We start from the raw sequence: 17,048 nt of genomic DNA, 5'->3' as shown, positions 1-17,048 counted from the left end.
TTTGAACAACCTTGAGCAGTATGATGTTGTGGTTATAGGGGCAGGACCTTCAGGTGCACTTGTAAGTAGCTTATTAGTACAAAAAGGCTGGAAAGTGCTGGTGCTAGAGCAACAAGTATTTCCTCGTTTTTCAATTGGCGAAAGCTTATTACCTCAATGTATGGAGTATTTAGCTGATGCTGGGCTAGTTAACACAATACATGAACATGCAGATGAGCTTGGCTTTCAATTTAAAGATGGTGCTGCGTTTCATCGTAATGGCCAAAATACAGCTATAAATTTTACTGAAAAATTTAGCCTAGGCCCGGGTACTACTTTTCAAGTTAAACGGGCTGATTTTGATAAGCTGATTGCTGATAGAGCGCAGCATCAAGGCGTTGAAATTCGCTATCAGCATAGTGTTATTGGTTTTACTGATGAAGCTGCTAGTGCGACGCTGCAAGTGCAAAATAATAAAAATCAAACGTATGATGTAAGGGCTAAGTTTGTACTTGATGCGAGTGGTTTCGGCCGAGTTTTACCAAAACTTTTAAATTTAGAAAAACCTTCTACTTTTCCTGTGCGTAGTGCTTATTTCAGTCACTTTAATGATGGCATTACTGACGAGCTGTTTGATAGAAATAAAATTTTAATAACCGTTCACCCTAAATTTAATGATGTTTGGTATTGGCTCATCCCCTTTAGTGATGGCACGTCCAGCATTGGGGTTGTTGCAAAGCAAACACGCTTTAATGAGAGTAGTGAAGCTGACACCTTAAAACAGTTTATAGAGCAAGACCCTTACTTAAAAAAACTTTTAGCTAATCGCGTACCTATAACACAGGCGCGTAGCATTAGTGGTTACTCTGCTAATGTATGTACGCTACATGGAAAACATTTTGCTTTACTAGGCAATGCGGGTGAATTTTTAGATCCGGTGTTTTCATCTGGGGTGACTATTGCTTTAAAGTCTGCACACTTAATTGCCCCCCTTATTGATGATTATTTAAATGGAGAAGTGATTGATTTTGAGGAATGTTACGCCGAGCCATTGCAGGCAGGAGTTGATTGTTTTAAAACCTTTGTTAAAGGTTGGTACGATACCCGATTTCAAGACGTTATTTTTTATTCAGAACAAAACTCGCAGGTTCGTGAAATGATCAGTGCTATTTTAGCGGGTTACGCATGGGATAAAAATAATCCATTTGTTGCTCAAAGTGAGCGTCGTTTAAATGTATTAGCGCAGCTATGTCAAAATTAATCCCAGTTATTGAGGCTCATACCAGACACTTTTTAAGATGTACTTTTATAGCTTTAGTGTGTGTTTGCATAACAGCATGTAGTAGCACATATAAAAGCAGTGAGCGTGTTGATATTTCTGCAGCCACTACACTTGATATTTCGCATGTGCCTGTACAAATGTTTGATCAAAATTGGCAGCATGTTTTATATATTCAAAACAATGAGAAAGAGCATACATTATTAGCACAATTAGAAATAAACAAGCAGGGTACTATCAACTTATTGTTAATGACTACACAAGGCTTACCTATTTTAAAGCTTGAAAAACTAAATAACCAACCACCTAATGTTACTAAAATGATAGTCGGTGTTGATTTAGACCCTGCTTATATATTGGCAGATATTGCCTTAGTGCATTGGCCTGTATTATTTCTTAATGAGAAAATATCTGGGGCGATTATAAAGCAGATAGCCACACAAAGGCGTGTTGTAAAAAATAACCGCTCGATTATTACAATAAATTATAGCGATAATAAAACAGTACTAAATAATAGTGAGCGACATTATCAAATTACATTTGAGAAGGTAAACTAGTGACTTTTTGGTTAAATGATTTAGGCATTGTAAGTGCAATGGGCAAAGGCATTGAAGATACAATTATTAGCCTAAATAACTTACAAAATAATGAAGCCCCACAGCTTTTAAAGACAAAAGATTTAAGCACAGAGGGTTTGCCATTTTATGTTGGGCACGTGGACTGCGTTCCTCTAAATCAAAAGCACCGTATTGATACGCTAATTGATATAGCCCTTGAGCAAATATCCCCAACACTTAAGCGTTTTTCACATATTGATAAATCACGAATTGCTGTTGTGGTAGGTACAAGTACATCTGGGGTGCATGATGGCGAACAAGCTCGAGCTGAACACGACAGTTCAGGTGTGTGGCCAAGTGACTTTTTATATGCTGATCAAGAACTTGCTACTCCTTCACATTACATAGCCGAAAAAGTAGGGGCGTTAGGTCCTTGTTATAGTATTTCAACGGCATGTACCTCAAGTGCTAAAGCTCTCATTAGCGCAAAAGCTTTAATAACTGCTGATTTAGCAGACGTTGTAATTTGTGGTGGCGTAGACAGCCTTTGCAAACTTACCATTAATGGATTTAATGCCTTGGCATCAATGAGCACTGGAATGTGTAAGCCTTTTTGCGATGACAGAGATGGTATTAATATTGGTGAGGGTGCTGCGTTATTTGTCATGAGTAAAGAAGCACCGTTAGAAAATGGCGTCATGTTTTTAGGTGGTGGGGAAAGCTCTGATGCTCATCACATTTCGGCGCCAGACCCTAGCGGTAATGGTGCAGAATCGGCAATGAAAGCAGCTCTGGCCGTTGCTGACTTATTACCTAGTGATATTGACTATATAAATGCACACGGCACAGCAACAATTAAAAATGACGAAATGGAAGCCCTTGCAATTAATAGTGTGTTTGGCAACAATACACCGCTGAGCTCCAGTAAGTACTTAACTGGGCACACTTTAGGTGCAGCTGGTGCAATTGAAGCAGGTATTTGTTGGCTGTTGCTCAGAGGGAGAGGAAATATTACTTTGCCTTTTAATAAATGCACACACAGAAATAAGCTCGCAGATATCAACGTTATTGAGCAAGCTAGCACGGTTAAATTAAATTACTGCCTATCAAACTCATTTGCGTTTGGTGGTAATAATGCCAGTTTGATTTTAGGTACTCATAATGAATAATTATTCTATAGAGCAGGTTGTACCCCACGATGCTCCTATGATCTTAATAGATCAGTTAGTTGAATACAGCGATGAAAGTGCAACCTGCTCTGTGACTATTACACCCCAAAGCCCTTTTTATAATGAGCAAATTGAGGGAGTGCCAAGTTATATAGGTGTTGAATATATGGCCCAGTCTATAGCTGCCTATGCTGGAGCATTAGTTAACGATATTAATGAAGCGGTTAAAATTGGCTTTTTGATCGGCACGCGAAAATATAAAACACATCAGGCTATGTTTTATAAAAACAGCACCTTAACTATTTATGTTCACAAGCTTTACCAAGAAGAATCTGGTTTAAGTGTGTTTGAATGCCAAATAAGTGAAAATAAAAAAATACTGTGTGATGCAAAAATAAATGTATTTCAGCCAGAAGAACCGCTGGAATTTATAAGAGAAAACCAATGAATAAAAGAATTTTAGTGACCGGCTCTAGCCGGGGTATAGGTAAGGCTATTGCACTTAAACTTGCAGCTCAAGGCTATGACATTACTGTTCATTGCAGAACTGGTTTAGAGCAAGCTCAGCAAACATGTGCAGAAATACACGCACTTGGACAAAGCACTACACTACTACAATTTGACGTATGCGATAGAGCAGCGGCAAAGCAACAAATTGAGCAAGATATTACAAACAATGGTGCTTACTACGGTGTGGTGTGTAATGCGGGCATTACCAATGATATGGCTTTTCCGGCAATGCAGGGCGATGATTGGGATAGCGTAATTAGAACTGGGTTAGATGGCTTTTATAATGTTGTGCACCCAACAGTTATGCCCATGGTACAAACTCGTAAAGGTGGGCGCATTATTACTATGGCTTCAGTGTCGGGTATTGCGGGCAACAGAGGGCAAGTAAATTACAGCGCAGCGAAAGCAGGTATTATTGGCGCTACCAAAGCCCTATCGCTGGAACTAGCTAAGCGAAAAATTACTGTAAATTGTGTAGCGCCTGGTTTAATTGAAACAGCAATGACGGATGAGCTTCCGGTTGCTGAAATGATGAAAATGATTCCACTTAAACGTATGGGAACAGTGAACGAAGTGGCTGGTACAGTTGCATTTTTAATGTCTGATGATGCTGCTTACATCACTCGCCAAGTTATTTCGGTTAACGGCGGGATGGTTTAATGAAACGTGTTGTTGTTACAGGGATGTCGGTTATAACCGCATTGGGCGATGATTGGGATGAATTTAAAAGCGCCTTGATTAAAGGTGAAAATGCAGTTGTAACAATGCGTGAATGGGATAAAGCTGATGGGCTTAATACGCGCTTAGCTGCCCCTGTCACCCATTTTGAAAAACCTAACCATTATAAACGTAAGCAAATACGCTCAATGGGGCGAGTGGCACTTATGTCCACACGTGCAACTGAGCGTGCGCTTGAGCAAGCTGATTTACTTGAACATAAAAGTCTTACAGACGGCTCTACCGGTGTAGCATATGGCTCATCCACCGGCTCAACACCGCCACTTCTCGCATTTGCAAATATGTTGGAAAGTGGCTCAATGTCTGGAGTCACAGCTACAAGCTATATTCAAATGATGGCACATACAGCGCCAGTAAATGTAGGCGTATTTTTTGGCATAAAAGGACGAGTGATCACCACAAGTTCGGCATGTACGTCTGGCTCGCAGGGTATTGGCTACGCTTATGAGGCAATTAAATTTGGTCGTCAAAAAATAATGGTAGCAGGGGGGGCAGAAGAACTTTGTATTACCGAAGCAGCTGTATTTGATACGCTGTATGCTACAAGTATTAAAAATGACACCCCTAAAAATACGCCTCGCCCATTTGATAAAAACCGTGATGGCTTGGTTATAGGAGAAGGTGCCGGTACTTTAATACTTGAAGAGTATGAGCATGCTAAAGCTAGAGGGGCAAATATATTGGCTGAGGTTGTCGGTTTTGGCTGTAACTCTGATGGACAACATGTTACTCAACCATCTTCAGATACCATGCAAATAGCCATTGAAATGGCATTGCAAGATGCAAATTTATCGGCAGATCAAATTGGTTATGTTAATGCACATGGTACTTCAACAGATCGTGGTGACATTGCAGAAACAAATGCAACCTTTAACGCGTTAGGTGCTAAACCAATTAGTTCACTAAAAAGTTATCTTGGTCATACTTTAGGTGCTTGTGGGGCGATAGAAGCGTGGGCTAGTATTAATATGATGACTGATAATTGGTTTGCCCCAACAATTAATTTGACAGAAGTAGACAATGAGTGTGCGCCTTTAGATTATATTACAGAACATGGCCGTGAAATAGATACCGATTATATAATGAGTAATAACTTTGCATTTGGTGGCATTAATACCTCATTGATTTTTAAACGCTTTAAAGGTGAGTAATATGCCTTGGTTAGTGTTATTTTTGTGTTTATTTAGCCCATTGAGTTTTGCTACATCTAAATTAGAAATAGGCGGTGGTGTGTTTGTGGCTGATATCCCCCACTATCTAGGATCAGATCAAAGTGAGCAATACATAATGCCTGTGCCTTATGTTCGTTATCAAAGTGATGAGTTAGATGTGGACCGCAATAGCTTTACTGGTTACTTATGGCATTTTGATAATGTACACCTAGATATATCTGCTGGAGTTAGTATAGCCGTTGACAGCGCAGGTAACCAAGCTCGAGAAGGCATGGATGATTTAGATTGGGTGTTTGAACTTGGACCTTCGCTAAATTATTACTTTAAAGGTGATCCCCAAGCGGCAGAACAATTTTATATTGGCTTATTCACCCGTAAAGCTATGGCAACTGATTTTAGCTCAGTGACTAACGTCGGTTGGCGTTATGGGCCGAGCATCTACTATCAAAGCCCGGTGTTTATTGCCCCAACTTATGAAATTACCACTAGCGTAAGAGCAAATGCCAATTTTGCCGACGGTCGTTACTTAAATTATTATTATAGTATATCAGCATCAGATACGCATGATTCACGTTCAAAGTTTAATACTCAGTCGGGCTATTCTGGCGCCGATATTTCGCTGGGGCTTAATTTAGATAGTAAAAAATATTGGCTAGGTGGCTTTATTAAATATCACCACTTAGCCCAAAGCAAACAGCAACGTAGTCCCTTAGTGAAACACGATAGTAATATCTCGTTTGGTTTTGGAGTTGCATGGAAGTTCTATACAAAAGAAGGAATATAAAATGAAATTAATGACAAGTTTATTATTAGCTACATCTTTGTTAACAGTGAGTGCGGTTGAAGCACGTGATGATATAGGTAAATATCCTATTCAATCACTGCTAGAAACCAGTAAAGCCAAAAGTGCGCTATTAGATGTACCTCTTTACTTTGCTGATCAAAGCTACGGTAGTGAGAGCAGTAAATACGGTGAAGTGATCACTAATAAAAAAACTAACGCATTTAATAAAAGTGATCGTGAAGCGTGCGAGTGGGTCATGCTTAGTGCTTTAAAAGCACTACAAGAGCGTGCCATAAAAGAAGGCATGAACGCAGTTGTAAATATTCAATCATATTATAAAAAGCGTAAGTTTGTAAGTAGCACGGAATATGAATGCGGTGCTGGTACAATTATCGCTGGCGTTGCATTAAAAGGCACTTTAGTTAAGTTATAACTAACTGTTGACTCATTTTTGCTGTATAATTTGCGACCCTTGATAAATGTGGCCGCAGGTTATACAGCATGAATTTTAAATCTTTTAGTTTTTCCCCTGAACTTATTCAGGCGTTAGGCGAACTTAATTACCACACCCTTACGCCCATTCAGCGTTCAGCTATTCCGGCTGTTCGTAAAGGTAAAGACGTTTTAGCAAGTGCCCAAACAGGCACAGGTAAAACGGCTGCGTTTGCTTTACCTATCATCCAAAAATTAACTGAATCTGAGCTAAGCACAAGCAATGCTCCGCACGCGTTAGTGCTTGCGCCAACTCGTGAGCTGGCAGAGCAAATAGCAAATAACTTTAAAGCCTATGCAAAACATACCGCTTTAAAAGTAGTGAGCCTATTTGGCGGTGTTAATACCGCAGGCCAAGCAAATGCACTTAAAGACGGCGTAGATGTTGTAGTTGCAACCCCAGGGCGTTTACTTGATCATATTCGCTTAGGTAATTTAAGCCTAGCAAGCGTTAAACACTTAGTACTTGATGAAGCCGACCGTATGCTTGATATGGGCTTTATTAAAGATATGCAAAGTGTTATTAAAAGTTGTGACGAGCAGCGCCAAATTTTACTTTTTTCAGCCACTTTTCCAGCGGCTATTAAGCAGTTTGCAGCAAAAGTATTAAAACAGCCTGAAATTGTTCGCGTAGATCAAACTAATAGTACTGCAAGTACGGTACAGCATGTTGTGTACCCAGTTGAAGAGCGTCGTAAGCAAGAGCTGCTTTCTGAGCTGATTGGTAAAAAGAACTGGCAACAGGTACTTGTGTTTGTAAACATGAAAGAAACGGCGGATGAGCTGGTTAAAGAGCTTAACCTTGATGGTATTCCTGCCACTGTATGTCATGGTGATAAATCGCAAGGTAACCGCCGACGTGCACTTCGTGAATTTAAAGAAGGCAAAGTACGTGTTTTAGTGGCTACCGAAGTTGCAGCGCGTGGTATTGATATTGAAGGCCTACCACGAGTAATTAATATTGATTTACCATGGCTTGCAGAAGATTACGTACACCGCATTGGCCGTACAGGTCGTGCTGGTAATCAAGGCCAAGCTATTTCGTTTGTAAGCCGCGAAGAAGAAAACACCTTATTTGAAATAGAGTCGTTAATTGGCCAAAAAATCAAACGTGTTTACTTAGAGGGTTATGAAGTAAGTAGCCGTGAAGTACTTATTGATAAAATAGGTAAAAAACCAGCGCATTTACGCCGTAGCCGTACTAATAAGCCAACAGGCCAAGCAACAGGCGAAGCACGTGCGGTAAATCGCTCACGTATTTCAAATGTGCGTAAAAGCTTAAAAGGCGCCAAGCTTACCCTTAAAAAGTAAGCTTAAAAATTTAGCATTTATAAAAAACCTGAGGTTTACTCAGGTTTTTTTGTGCCTCAATTTAGCTCAAGGTTTAAACAAAAAAACCTCACTAAGTGAGGTTTTTGATTAATAACTTAAAAGGGTTAAGCGTTTTCTAACATTGAGAGTGCAACGGCTTCAGCTGCTTTAATACCATCAATACCTGCAGATAAAATACCACCTGCGTAACCTGCGCCTTCACCCGCTGGGTATAAACCTTTAGTATTTATGCTTTGGAAGCTTTTATCGCGTTTGATACTAATCGGCGATGATGTACGGGTTTCTACCCCTGTTAATAATCCGTCGTTTGTAGAAAAACCACGAATTTGCTTATTAAAGGCTGGAATGGCTTCGCGTATTGCATCGATAGCAAACTGCGGGAGTACATTTGCTAAATCGGTGAGTTTTATTCCTGGTGTAAACGATGGTTGTACATCACCTAAATCGCCCGATGCTTTTCCTTTTAAAAAGTCGCCAATTAACTGTGCTGGTGCATCGTAGTTGCTGCCGCCTAATGCATAGGCTTGCTCTTCTAGTTTACGTTGCAAATCAATGCCGGCAAGCGGGTGACCAGGGAAGTCTTTTTCAGGTGTAATACCTACTACAATGGCACTATTTGCATTGCGCTCACTACGAGAGTATTGGCTCATACCGTTTGTTACTACGCGGCCTTCTTCAGAGGTGGCGGCTACAACAGTCCCTCCTGGGCACATACAAAAGCTGTAAACTGTGCGGCCATTATCACAATGGTGAACGAGTTTATAATCAGCAGAGCCTAAAATGGGGTTACCCGCGTTAGGCCCAAAACGACACTCATCAATCATCGATTGCTTGTGCTCGATTCTAAAGCCCACAGAAAACGGTTTTGCTTCTACGTAAATGCCTTTATCGTGAATCATTTTAAAGGTATCACGGGCGCTATGTCCCACAGCAAGTACTACATGGCGGGTATTGAGCTTTTCACCGTTTGAAAGCGTTAAGCCAGTTACTTGTCCATCATCTATATGAATGTCGTCTACGCGGGTACTAAAGCGGATTTCGCCGCCAAGTTCAATAATACGTGCGCGCATTTTTTCAATCATGGTAACAAGTTTAAACGTACCAATGTGTGGCTTACTTACGTATAAAATTTCATCTGGTGCGCCGGCTTCTACAAATTCGGTGATAACTTTACGCCCGTAATGTTTTGGATCTTTTACTTGGCTGTATAGTTTACCGTCTGAAAATGTACCTGCGCCACCCTCGCCAAACTGCACATTAGACTCTGTATTAAGGGTACGTTTACGCCAAAAGCCAAAGGTGTCTTTGGTACGTTCGCGTACTTCTTTACCGCGCTCTAAAATAATAGGGTTAAAACCCATTTGAGCCAGCACTAAGCCCGCAAATAATCCACACGGGCCAAAGCCAATTACTACAGGGCGCTCAGTAAGGTTAGCGGGGGCTTGGGCAACAAATTTGTATGAGGTATCAGGGGCAGGTTTTACGTGCTGATCTTTTGCAAATGCGTTTAACAGCGCTTCTTCGTTATCTACTTCAATATCGAGGGTATAAATAAGTAAAATAGCCGTTTTTTTACGTGCATCGTACCCACGTTTAAACACATTGTAGCTGTGTAGCTGCGCTGGCTGTATTTTTAGTTTATCAACTATGGCTTGGCCTATAGCGTCTTCGTTATGATCAAGCGGCAGCTTTATTTCGGTTAAACGTATCATTGTTATCTCTTTTAGGTGTCTTAGCGGTAATATTATCCGCTCACAATAAGAAGTGTAGGGCACGTAATGGCTATACATTAAGGGCGCATATATTACGTTAAATTGACCGCAGATGGCACATATTTATTGTGTTTTTAATGGGGTTGGGTATGATCCTCGCTTTAGATAATTAATTACTAGGTTTAAACTATTATGGCGTTTGTGGTCACCGAAAACTGTATTAAGTGTAAATACACAGATTGTGTGGCAGTGTGCCCTGCAGATGCCTTTTACGAAGGCCCTAACTTTTTAGCAATAAGCCCTATTGATTGCATAGATTGTGGATTATGCGTACCAGAGTGCCCAGCTGAAGCAATTTACCAAGAAGATGAGCTGCCAGAAGACCAAAAAGAGTTTACCGAGCTTAATGCTGAGCTTGCATTGGTGTGGCCACGCATTGTTGAGGTAAAACCAGCGCCTGCTGATGCCGATAGTTGGAATGGCGTGGCTAATAAGCTTAAATTAATTGAAACCTAGCTTTTAAATTAAGCCTTTAATATTAATTAGTTAAAAAAGCCATTGTTTTTAGTATCAAACTATTAACAAATGTACTGACTTAAATTACACTGCATAAATAAGTTTACCTTTTAAGGGTAAACACGTCTAAATGGATGTTTATGCAGTACTTAATAATTATAAAAAAACAATGCAGTGCTTTATTCCCCTTCTTATTAGCACTTTTATTTTCTAACCACCTTTACGCCAGTGAAAAACAGCAGCATTCTCTTGAACATATAAATGCAGATATTACTGTAGATGGCGTACTTGATGAGCCCCACTGGCAAAATGCCACTTTAGTTCCTATAGCATTTCAAGATGAGCCTAACGAAAAGGGCGCCCCACCGGTTAAAACTGATGCTTACATGTATGAAGATGGCAGCAACTTATATGTTGCTTTTGTAGCCGAAGATCCACAGCCGAGCGAAATAACAGCTTCTCTACGTGACAGAGATACGCTTTGGCAAGATGATACGGTTATTTTAATTATTGACACTTTTAACGACGAACGTTCAGCTTACGAATTTTATGTAAATCCATTGGGTGCGCAAGGTGATACGCGGATGAGTGACACCGATGGCTGGCAATCAGACCCGTCTTGGGATGCAATATGGGATAGCGCAGGGCAAATTACCGACCAAGGGTTTGTGGTTGAAATGCGTATACCTTTTAAAGCGCTAAGATTTCCTGAAAATAAAACAGATTTAACATGGGGCTTTGCCCTTATGCGAAATTACCAACGTGATGTACTGTATCAGCTTTCAAATATGGGGTTTGACCGAGATATAAAATGCAGTTTATGTCAGTTTGATAAATTAAATGGTTTTAAAAATATAAAAGCCAGTAAAAATCTGCAACTAACGCCAACACTTACGGCGCTCAGAAATGATTCAAAAGCTACCTTGCCAGGACAGTGGGATAATGGTGATATAGACACCGAAGCTGGCCTTGATTTACGCTGGGGGGTTACACAAGATGCGGTAATTAATGCCACTATAAACCCAGATTTTTCGCAAATAGAAAGTGATGCGTTAGCCCTTGATGTAAATACCACGTACTCAATTTATTATGCAGAAAAGCGACCATTTTTTTTAGATGGCGCATCTTACTTTAAAAGCAGTTTATTTGAACTATTGTATACCCGCACTATTGCAGAGCCTGAAGTAGGGGCAAAATTAACAGGTAAAACAGGGCAACATAGCTATGCATTTATGTATGCCGATGACAATAATAGCAATATTTTATTGCCAACAAATCAAGGCTCTGGTTTTGCAATTTTAGAGGATAAAACCCATGCAGCAGCGGCGCGTTATCAATACGATATTGGCCAACAAGGCACTATAGGGCTAAGTACGACCCTCCGCGAAAGCGATGATTACTACAATACAGTGCTTTCTGTCGATGGCAGCTATTGGTTTAATCAATCAGATCTGCTGACCTACCAGGTAGCTACAACAGATTCTAAAAACTCTGATTTTTTAACAAGTAACTATAACTTATCTAAAACTCAATCTGATGAAGCGTACGCTATAGAGTTTACCCGTGATAAACGTGACTACAATTTGTTTGCCAGCTACGAAAACATAGGTAAAGACTATCGCACTGACTTAGGTTATCAAGAAAAAGTAGATTATGAGAACGTAGGCTTTGGGGGCGGACAAACCTGGTATGCAGATGAATCTGGTTTATTAACGTCATGGTCTTATGAGGCTGATTGGGATAAAACATGGGCGCAAAATGGCGACCTACTTGAAGAAGAATACCAAGGGTTTATAACATTAAAAGGGCAAAAGCAGTCTATTTTTGAAATTGGCTTACTGCATCGTTATGAAAACTATAATGATGCTTTTTATAATCAAAATATTGGCTTTGTTTATACGGGCTTTAAACCTAAAAATAATATATGGCTTTCGTTTTATGGTGAGTATGGCAGCCGCATTGATTACGCCAATGAGCAAATTGGCGATTCGTATGCTACGCAAACGCAAGTTACGTGGGATATAAACGATCATTGGCAAGTAGACGCTACGCATAACTACAGCGTTTTAGATAACCCTCAAGGGGAGCGAGTTTATACTGCTAACTTATTAGATTTTAGGCTTTATTATAAATTTAGCATGCGCGCTATGCTCAAGCTTATATTGCAATTTGAAGACGTTGATAGAAATAAAGACGCCTACTACTACCAAGTTAGCCACATTAATAAAGACTATGGCAGCCAATTAGTTTACTCGTACAAAATTAATGCTCAAACATTATTTTATTTAGGCTACTCAGATAAAAGCTATCAAGACGATTTTCTAAAACACGTTGAGAGAGATCAACGTACATTTTTTACAAAAGTGAGCTATGCATGGCAGCTATAAGTTGTTAAGCCAAAATATGTAACTTTAACAAAGTGGTTTATTTTTATTCATCACACTCTATAATTAGTTAATTATTAAGCATTAATTTATTCTTTTTGAGTACAGTTCTAAAAATTTTAATGAATAAGGACTGTGCTATGGCTTGCTTAGTACTAAAAACAGGCGATATAATCGTCCTTTAGTAACGGGTTTATAGGATAAGTAATTTAGATGGATTTTGTTGATGAATAAATTTAAACCCTTAGGCGGCATTTTTTTTGTATTTATCTTGTTTTGCTTTTGTTTAAACATCGAACTAACAAACCAGATTAACCGCATTAATTTATTCAACCCTGATATAGATTTACGCCACTTTGATATTGTAGATACAACGCTCGAAATGGCGCCTTGGTATAACCCTATGCTCAATGGGCACTATTTAATACACCAGCCTTCTGCCGATTTTTTGTTAGTTAAAACTACCGACACGGAATTTATCGCTGCAAACGCAACAAAGCTTATTTTAATGACGCTAACGTCGCCAATAAACTTTATATTGGTGTGTATGGTATTGTTTGTTGGCTTTACAATTATTCGTAAAGAGCGTAAAAAAATCTCTTATCAGCATCAAATTGCACAACTGAATAACAACGCTAATCAATTGCTTGTTGCCTTTAACCTACAACCCCAACACGACAACCCGTCAGGGCTGGGCAATTTAAGCCAGTCAATAAACAATTTAAATACCCATGTTGCTAATTATTTAAAGCAAACACAAACAAGTATCTGCCAAGATAAACTAACCTTGCTCATTGACCGCCATGCTTATATTGAGCATATAGATAGGCAAATAAATTTTACTGACGAAGAGCAGCTTAAATGCGCCTTATTGTTTATTGACCTAGATGGGTTTAAACAGGTAAATGACTCGTTTGGCCACAGCTTTGGTGATGAAATTTTGGTACAGGTTGCTACGCGCTTAGCCAACGTATTACGCCATCATAAGTTAAGTAATATTAACGAGGCGAATCAGTTAGAGCAAAATTTATCTCGTTTAGGCGGTGACGAATTTTCAATTTTTATTGAGTCGGTAGATACCGATAATAAAGTGGTCGATATTGCTAAGCACGTACTCAGTGAACTTGAAAAAGACTTTGTACTAGGTAATAAAATAATAAAAATTAGCGCCAGTATTGGTATAGCGGCGTACCCAGAGAGCGCATCAACCCCACAAGCATTATTGCAATTGGCCGATGTGGCAATGTACCGTGCAAAAAGCGATGGTAAAGGCATTTTTAAAGTGTACTCCCCAGAGATGGGTAATAAAATGCGCCGCTATCACTATTTATTAGAAGAGTTGCGTTTAGCGGTTGCGTGTAAAGACTTTTACTTATCTTTTCAACCTATCGTGCATGTAGAAGATTGCATGATAGATTATTTTGAAGCGCTTACACGCTGGGATCACCCTATAGAAGGGATGATTTCACCGGCGGAGTTTATACCTATTGCCGAAGAGTCTAACCTTATTTTAGAGCTCGGCGATTGGATTATGCATGAGTCGTGTAGGCAAATGGCGGCATGGCATAATGCCGGTATGCGCAAAGTAAAAATTTCGGTTAATGTATCGGGTGTGCAACTAAAACACCGCTCAGTGTACGATTGGATAATGAAAAACCTAAAAAACACAGGGCTACCATCGCATTCTTTAATGCTAGAAATAACTGAGTCTACGTTTATTAAAGCCAGTAAAAGTATGATTGAAGAGCTTGAGCGGCTTCGTGCAGAAGGTGTGACAATTGCTATTGACGATTTTGGTACTGGCTTTAGCTCATTAAGCACATTGGCTGATTTGCCCATTGATGTAATAAAAATAGATCGCTCGTTTATCTCTCAAGCCGATAAAAGTCCAAAGTACAATGACATCCTTAATACGATTAGCGAATTAGGTCAAAAGTTAGGACTTAAAATAGTGGCAGAGGGCGTAGAAGAAATCGAGCAGTTTGAACTTGTAAAACGCATGGGAGTAAGCTCTGTACAAGGCTATTTGGTTAGTCGCCCTCAATCATCCATCAATGTGGGTAACAAAGTTTTACGTAAAAATACCGCTAACTTATCTGCAGCGGGTACCAGCGCCTGGGAAATAGAAGGTTAGAGCCTGTATATTATTATAGGTAATTTAATAGCTTATGTAGGGTTTTAGGCTAAGGCTATGGTATTAAATTGCCACTACCGATAGCGATTAACTTGAGCATTCACTGGTGCAGCTATTCAGGCCACGAAATGTTAAACCCTATATTGTGCTTAATTGCCCCTAAATAAAACTAAGTTCTTTAGGACTACAGCCTTAAAATTTAGTAAAAAAAATGCCACTTTTAAAAGTGGCATTTTTGTTTGTAGAATCTAACAACTACAATTTTATAAATCGAATGTGCGTGATATAGCAAGTACTATACGCTCATCAGCGTAATCGTAATCTAGGCTTGTGTCTTCAGCAGCAATCTCTATGCCAAAGCCTTCGTAGCTAGTTTGGTACGCTAGGCGGTAATGTTTGTATGATTTCTTTTGGTTTACATCCCATGCCCATTTTTCGCCATCAAGCGAATTAGAAATATCAAAGCTTGCACGAATTGCATGATTCGGGGCAATTTCAAAGGTGTGGGCAATCATAGAAATAACATGGCCAGCGCCTGTACCAAAGTAATCCCAGCTATACCAAAAGTTTAGCTCTGTTTGACCATACTCACTTGCATAGCCAAATTTTGTGTAGGCTTCGGCGTAGTTACCATCGCTGTTATTACCTTGGTATGTGTAATAAGCAATACCGTAATCAGCGCTAACCGTGTCAGTTAATTGCACGTATTTACCTAGGTAGGCATCAAGTTCAAAATCAGTGTCATCACCAAAATCTACATTAGATGCCCATGCACCCGCATACACACCGCTGTCGAACGCGTAATCAAGGCTTGCTTGAATTGCAGGGTCGCTATCAGTTTGTGTTACACCGTTAAAAGTATAGTCAGATGCTGCTGTAATGGTTGTTGACCAGTTAGCTGACACCGTAGTTGATAAAAGTGCGAAAGGTAGCGCTACGGCTAGTTGTTTTAGTTTGTTATTCATTGTTGATCCCTAATGTACAGTTTCTATTTTTGTGTAATCTATTTTGTTTGCTTTTGGCGAACTGTCTATATTGTTAACCGTTTTAAATTTGCTGTAGCCAATAAACGCAGCACAGCCAAAAAACAGTGCAATTACTAACGCGCCAACCCATTGAATTTGTAAAAACTCAAGCTTAAACAATAGGGTTAGTAACGAAAGGGCAACAATATTGAGTATCATATAGTTCATTTTACCTAAACGTTTAACCGTTAAGTTAAGGTTATCTGTGTATAAGCGTATTAATGAATCAAGCGAATTAATAACAAACACTATCCCAACAAATACCATGGCAAAGTTTTTAATACCCGCTGTTGAAATACCCATTTCGTGGTAGTGATAAAGTACGCTAAACCAAATCGCAATCGGAATAGATGGAAATATCAACATTGCACCTAATACTTGGTATGTTTTAAGGCCGCCTACAAAGCGAGACGTAAATTGGCCAATCATAATGCTCCACGCAAACCACCAAAATAGATAAAATTCATGGTAGTCATTAAGCGGTAAAACAAACTGATTTATATTGGCAAAGTAAGTACCAATTTCAGCAAGGTTATTGGTAAATGCCGACATTTCGCTGTCTCCAACGACAAAGGCACCTGCCCACATAAAGGCAATTAATGCGATAAATAACCACGTTGTAGAAATACTTAAAAAGCGCACGTATTTAATATCTGTACTTGAGTACACAGCAAAGCAAATAGCTGCAAATACAATAAAGTAGAAGGTAGGTATAACGCTCGAACCATCGCCTAGCTCTGGTAAGTACCAGGGTAAGTTAGAAAGCAGTAGGTAAGCCGTAAAGGCACATGTGCCAATAATAACCACGTTATTAATGAACTTAACCCATGAAATTTCGAAAAATTTAACTTTGGGCTCTATTACGCAGAAATAAAAGCACGTAAGAAAGTAAAATCCCCAGATCAAGAATCCCCAATAGCCAAACTCAATAGCCAGTGGGTTTGCAAACGCGTATTCTGGGCTTGCTTTTATGTCTGCATAACCTGCAAATTCGGTTAATGGAAACATGATTAGGCCAACGTCTAGGCCTGAGGTAAATAAGATTGCGATAAAGGTAAACGTTCTCACTGGTGTTACGCCTACTACGCGTACGTTACCCCATTTAAATAAAATAGTGATAACTGCAAGTAGCGTAAATATAATGCCAGCACTAAGCCATATAGTCATTATCGCCCTCCCAAAATGAATAAAAGTAACTCATAAGTTCTCCGTTTTTGTTTTATTGCTTGCATAAACACCGCGTAACCAATTTACGCCGTGAGCCA

General features: G+C 39.5%; 15 protein-coding genes. 12 read left to right on the top strand and 3 right to left on the bottom strand.

Annotation, left to right across the window (positions count from 1 at the left end; translation table 11 throughout):
* Position 1: 1 nt before the first annotated feature.
* The 9 genes from PAT01_RS03275 (at position 2) to PAT01_RS03235 (ending at position 7,991) form a co-directional block, all read left to right on the top strand.
* Complete coding sequence (locus PAT01_RS03275) at positions 2–1,240, top strand: NAD(P)/FAD-dependent oxidoreductase (protein ID WP_064387203.1); 1,239 nt, start codon at positions 2–4, stop codon at positions 1,238–1,240.
* Positions 1,228–1,815: a DUF3261 domain-containing protein gene (locus PAT01_RS03270; RefSeq protein ID WP_154944739.1), complete on the top strand. Its 588-nt coding sequence runs from the start codon at positions 1,228–1,230 to the stop codon at positions 1,813–1,815. Before PAT01_RS03275 ends, PAT01_RS03270 begins: the two co-directional genes overlap by 13 nt.
* Entirely contained in the window at positions 1,815–2,984 is a 1,170-nt protein-coding gene (locus tag PAT01_RS03265) for a beta-ketoacyl-ACP synthase (RefSeq protein WP_154944737.1), read from the top strand. The genes PAT01_RS03270 and PAT01_RS03265 overlap by 1 nt, the downstream gene beginning before the upstream one ends.
* Positions 2,977–3,432, top strand: coding sequence for a hotdog family protein (locus PAT01_RS03260; RefSeq protein WP_154944735.1), 456 nt, complete (start codon positions 2,977–2,979; stop codon positions 3,430–3,432). The genes PAT01_RS03265 and PAT01_RS03260 overlap by 8 nt, the downstream gene beginning before the upstream one ends.
* Positions 3,429–4,154: a 3-oxoacyl-ACP reductase FabG gene (gene fabG / locus PAT01_RS03255; protein ID WP_029772005.1), complete on the top strand. Its 726-nt coding sequence runs from the start codon at positions 3,429–3,431 to the stop codon at positions 4,152–4,154. Before PAT01_RS03260 ends, fabG begins: the two co-directional genes overlap by 4 nt.
* Positions 4,154–5,383: a beta-ketoacyl-ACP synthase gene (locus tag PAT01_RS03250; protein WP_154944733.1), complete on the top strand. Its 1,230-nt coding sequence runs from the start codon at positions 4,154–4,156 to the stop codon at positions 5,381–5,383. Before fabG ends, PAT01_RS03250 begins: the two co-directional genes overlap by 1 nt.
* A 1-nt stretch (position 5,384) precedes the next feature.
* Positions 5,385–6,188, top strand: a complete 804-nt coding sequence (locus tag PAT01_RS03245; RefSeq protein WP_154944731.1) for a MipA/OmpV family protein — start codon at positions 5,385–5,387, stop codon at positions 6,186–6,188.
* Position 6,189: 1 nt separating this feature from the next.
* Positions 6,190–6,621, top strand: a complete 432-nt coding sequence (locus PAT01_RS03240) for an excinuclease ABC subunit A (RefSeq protein WP_096042945.1) — start codon at positions 6,190–6,192, stop codon at positions 6,619–6,621.
* Positions 6,622–6,689: 68 nt separating this feature from the next.
* Positions 6,690–7,991, top strand: coding sequence for a DEAD/DEAH box helicase (locus PAT01_RS03235; protein WP_154944729.1), 1,302 nt, complete (start codon positions 6,690–6,692; stop codon positions 7,989–7,991).
* A gap of 125 nt (positions 7,992–8,116) precedes the next feature.
* On the opposite strand, the gene PAT01_RS03230 is transcribed toward PAT01_RS03235, so the two are convergent.
* The gene (locus PAT01_RS03230) at positions 8,117–9,724 is read right to left on the bottom strand and encodes an NAD(P)/FAD-dependent oxidoreductase (protein ID WP_055254050.1); all 1,608 of its coding nucleotides are present in this window, start codon (positions 9,722–9,724) and stop codon (positions 8,117–8,119) included.
* A gap of 192 nt (positions 9,725–9,916) precedes the next feature.
* On the opposite strand from PAT01_RS03230, the gene fdxA reads away from it, so the two are divergent.
* The 3 genes from fdxA to PAT01_RS03215 all read left to right on the top strand — a co-directional run bounded on the left by fdxA (position 9,917) and on the right by PAT01_RS03215 (position 14,758).
* A complete protein-coding gene (fdxA, locus tag PAT01_RS03225; protein ID WP_029774458.1) occupies positions 9,917–10,240 on the top strand; it encodes a ferredoxin FdxA in 324 nt (107 codons plus the stop codon).
* A 140-nt stretch (positions 10,241–10,380) separates the two neighbouring features.
* Positions 10,381–12,627: a carbohydrate binding family 9 domain-containing protein gene (locus tag PAT01_RS03220; RefSeq protein ID WP_154944727.1), complete on the top strand. Its 2,247-nt coding sequence runs from the start codon at positions 10,381–10,383 to the stop codon at positions 12,625–12,627.
* Between the two features lie 223 nt (positions 12,628–12,850).
* Positions 12,851–14,758: a putative bifunctional diguanylate cyclase/phosphodiesterase gene (locus PAT01_RS03215; RefSeq protein WP_154944725.1), complete on the top strand. Its 1,908-nt coding sequence runs from the start codon at positions 12,851–12,853 to the stop codon at positions 14,756–14,758.
* A 263-nt stretch (positions 14,759–15,021) separates the two neighbouring features.
* Here the strand turns inward: PAT01_RS03215 and PAT01_RS03210 are convergent, their stop codons facing one another.
* On the bottom strand, positions 15,022–15,723 hold the full coding sequence (locus PAT01_RS03210; protein WP_054981895.1) for a TorF family putative porin: 702 nt from the start codon (positions 15,721–15,723) through the stop codon (positions 15,022–15,024).
* A 9-nt stretch (positions 15,724–15,732) separates the two neighbouring features.
* A complete protein-coding gene (locus PAT01_RS03205) occupies positions 15,733–16,950 on the bottom strand; it encodes a BCCT family transporter (protein WP_004586453.1) in 1,218 nt (405 codons plus the stop codon).
* Positions 16,951–17,048 lie beyond the last annotated feature (98 nt).

Origin of the sequence: Pseudoalteromonas atlantica (genome assembly GCA_007988745.1) — a bacterium.
Lineage (GTDB): Bacteria > Pseudomonadota > Gammaproteobacteria > Enterobacterales > Alteromonadaceae > Pseudoalteromonas > Pseudoalteromonas atlantica.
Note: the sequence above shows the minus strand (reverse complement) of the source record. Positions and strands in the feature narration are given on the sequence as shown.